Annotated in this window: 2 protein-coding genes; one reads left to right on the forward strand and one right to left on the reverse strand. The window is 69.7% G+C overall.

All coding sequences use genetic code 11. The annotated features are described in order from the left end of the window. Positions 1–83: 83 nt before the first annotated feature. Positions 84–2,279, reverse strand: coding sequence for an NAD-dependent DNA ligase LigA (gene ligA, locus G6021_RS08930; protein WP_182641100.1), 2,196 nt, complete (start codon positions 2,277–2,279; stop codon positions 84–86). A gap of 59 nt (positions 2,280–2,338) precedes the next feature. Here ligA and G6021_RS08935 point away from each other — a divergent pair, with 59 nt between their 5' ends. Then, a complete protein-coding gene (locus tag G6021_RS08935; RefSeq protein ID WP_182611333.1) occupies positions 2,339–3,034 on the forward strand; it encodes an exonuclease domain-containing protein in 696 nt (231 codons plus the stop codon). The last annotated feature ends 21 nt before the right edge of the window (positions 3,035–3,055 follow it).

Consider the following 3,055-nt stretch of genomic DNA (forward strand, 5'->3'; position numbering starts at 1 on the left):
CGACATACGCGGCCCCTGTGCCCGCGTCCCGAAGGGTTGCGCGGCCGGTTGGGTCCCGACACGCAGCGCACCCGGGCAGGCGATCAGTCGGCGGCGCCCCCGGGATCGGCGGGCTCGGGGTCGGCCCCGTCTTCGTCCTCCCGCGCCGGGCCGTTCTCCAACAGCTCCACGAAGCCGACCTCGTCGAGGATGGTCAGCCCCAGCTCCTCAGCCTTGGCCGCCTTCGACCCCGGGTTGTCCCCCACAACCACGTAGTCGGTCTTCTTGGACACCGATCCCGAGGCCTTGCCACCGCGAGCGATGATCGCCTCCTTGATCCCGTCGCGGGTGAACCCCTCCAGGGATCCGGTCGCCACGATGGTCAGGCCCTCGAGGGTGCGCGGGATCGACGCGTCCCGTTCATCGGCCATCGAGACGCCCGAGGCCGCCCACCGGTCGACGATCTCGCGATGCCAGTCCACATCGAACCACTCCACCACCGAGGCCGCGATGGTCGCGCCGACGCCGTCCGTCTCCGCCAGCTCCACCTCCGAGGCGGCGCGGATGTCCTCCATGGTGCCGAACCGGGTGGCCAACGCGCGTGCGGCGGTCGGCCCGACGTGGCGGATCGACAACGCGACGAGCACCCGCCACAGTGGCCGGTCCCTCGCCGTCTCGAGATTCGCCAGCAGCTTGCGGCCGTTCTCGGTGAGCACGGTTCGCTCCGGCTCGGCGCCCTCCTCGACCTGCTTGCGTGTCGCCTTGTCCAGTCGGGTGTAGAGGGAGGTGCGGAGGAGGTCCGCCTCGGTGAGGTCGAACAGACCGGCCTCGTTGTCCAGCACCCCGCTGGCGAGGAGATCGGAGGCTCCCTCGTAGCCGAGCGCCTCGATGTCGAGTGCGTTCCGCGAGGACAGGTAGAACAGTCGCTCTCGGAGCTGTGCGGGACAGGACCGCTGGTTCGGACAACGCCAGTCCGCGTCCCCCTCCTTCGCCGGCGCCAGGACGGTCTCACACTCGGGGCAGCGCTCGGGGAAGACGAACTCGCGCTCGGTCCCGTCCCGGCGCTCCACCACCGGGCCGAGGACCTCCGGGATGACGTCCCCGGCCTTGCGGATCACCACGGTGTCACCGATCAGAACACCCTTGCGCTTGACCTCGGTCTGGTTGTGCAGGGTCGCGAGCGAGACCGTGGAGCCGGCGACGAGCACCGGCTCCATGTGGGCGAACGGTGTGACCCGCCCGGTACGACCCACGGAGACACGGATGTCGAGCAACTCGGTCATGACCTCCTCGGGCGGGTACTTGTAGGCGATCGCCCACCGCGGTGCCCGCGACGTCTGACCGAGTCGACGCTGGACGGCCCGGTCGTCGATCTTCACCACGAGGCCGTCGATCTCGTGCTCGGGGTCGTCCCGGTGTTCGCCCCAGTACCGCATCCGCTCGAGTACCTCGTCGACCCCGGTCGCCGGGGCGGTGTGGGGAGAGACGGGCAGGCCCCAGTCCGCAAGCGCGAGATAGACGTCGTGGAGGCTGTCGAAGGTCGCTCCCTCGACCACGCCGAGGCCGTGACAGTACATCCCGAGGCGGCGCTGGGCGGTGATCGCCGGGTTCTTCTGCCGCAGTGACCCGGCCGCGCTGTTGCGGGGATTGGCGAACGGTGGCTTGCCGTCGGCGACGAGCCGCGCGTTGAGGTCGGCGAAGTCCTCGAGCCGGAAGAACACCTCCCCCCTGACCTCGAGCAGCGCGGGAACGGGGCGGTCCTTCGTCGGGGTGAGCGTGACCGGGATGTCGTCGATCGTCCGGGCGTTGAGCGTGACGTCCTCGCCCGTTCGACCGTCCCCGCGGGTGGCCGCGCTGACCAACCTCCCCTCGCGGTAGACCAGGTCGAGCGCCACCCCGTCGATCTTGACCTCGCACAGGAACCGAAGGTCCTCCGCGGGGATGTGAGCCTGTTCGACCGCCGAGGCCACCCACGCGCGCAGCTCCTCCTCGGAGAACACGTTATCCAGGCTCGTCATCCGCTGAAGGTGTTCGACCGGCGCGAAATCGGTGGAGAAGCCACCCCCGACGAGCTGTGTCGGGGAGTCCGCCGTACGCAGCTCGGGGTGGAGTTCCTCCAGCGCCTCCAGGTCGTGGAACAGCCTGTCGAACTCGGCGTCGGAGACGATGGGGGCGTCCTTGACGTAATAGCGGAACTGGTGATCCCGCACCGTCTCCGCGAGGTCGGTCCACGCCTGCCGTACCTCCGGGGGGATGTCCCCGGTGCCGACGGGCTCGTTGCTTCGACTCGCTTGGCTCACGAGGACAGGGTAATGCGACACATGCCCGGCGTGTCGGGGCGGTGGCCTACGGTGACCGCATGAACCCAGAGAACATCACCCCTGTCTCCCTCGACCGGAACCGGCTGCTGGCATTCGACCTCGAGACCACCGGACCCGATCCCCGGACCGCGCATGTCGTCACCTCGGCCCTCGTCGCGATCGACGGGCCCCGAAAGGTGGAACTCAACTGGATGGCCGATCCGGGTATAGACATTCCGGAGGGCGCCACGGCTGTGCACGGCATCACCACCGCCCAGGCCAGGCAGCACGGAAGGCCGCATGCGGAGGTGGTGGCCGAGACCATCGCCGGGGTCCGGACGGGGTGGCGGGAGGGGCGGACCCTGGTGGTGTTCAACGCCGCGTACGACCTCACCATCCTCAGGAGATGGGACCCCTCGTTCGAGGTGCTCGGCCCGGTCATCGACCCCTACGTCGTCGACCGGGCGACCGACCCGTACCGCAAGGGCAAGCGCACCCTCGAGGCCCTGTGCGCCCACCACGGCGTGCGGTTGGACGGCGCCCACGAGGCCGCGGCCGATGCGCTCGCGGCGGCCCGCCTGGCGTGGAAGCTACTCGGCTCGATCCCCGAACTGGCCGGAGCGGACTGGCGCGCGGTCAACGCGCAGCAGGCGCAGTGGCACGAGACGCGGCAACGCGATTTCGCGGCCTATCTCGAGCAGTCGGGCAAGGACGCCTCGGACGTCAACACACAGTGGCCGATCGCCGACACCTAGGGCGTGTCTCCCATAGCTGAG

Origin of the sequence: Dietzia sp. CW19, from assembly GCF_014145265.1 — a bacterium.
Taxonomy (GTDB): domain Bacteria; phylum Actinomycetota; class Actinomycetes; order Mycobacteriales; family Mycobacteriaceae; genus Dietzia; species Dietzia natronolimnaea.

Bases quoted from the DNA above. Each gene is read 5' to 3' on its own strand.
- G6021_RS08935 (WP_182611333.1), top strand. From the start codon at position 2,339: ATGAACCCAGAGAACATCACCCCTGTCTCCCTCGACCGGAACCGGCTG.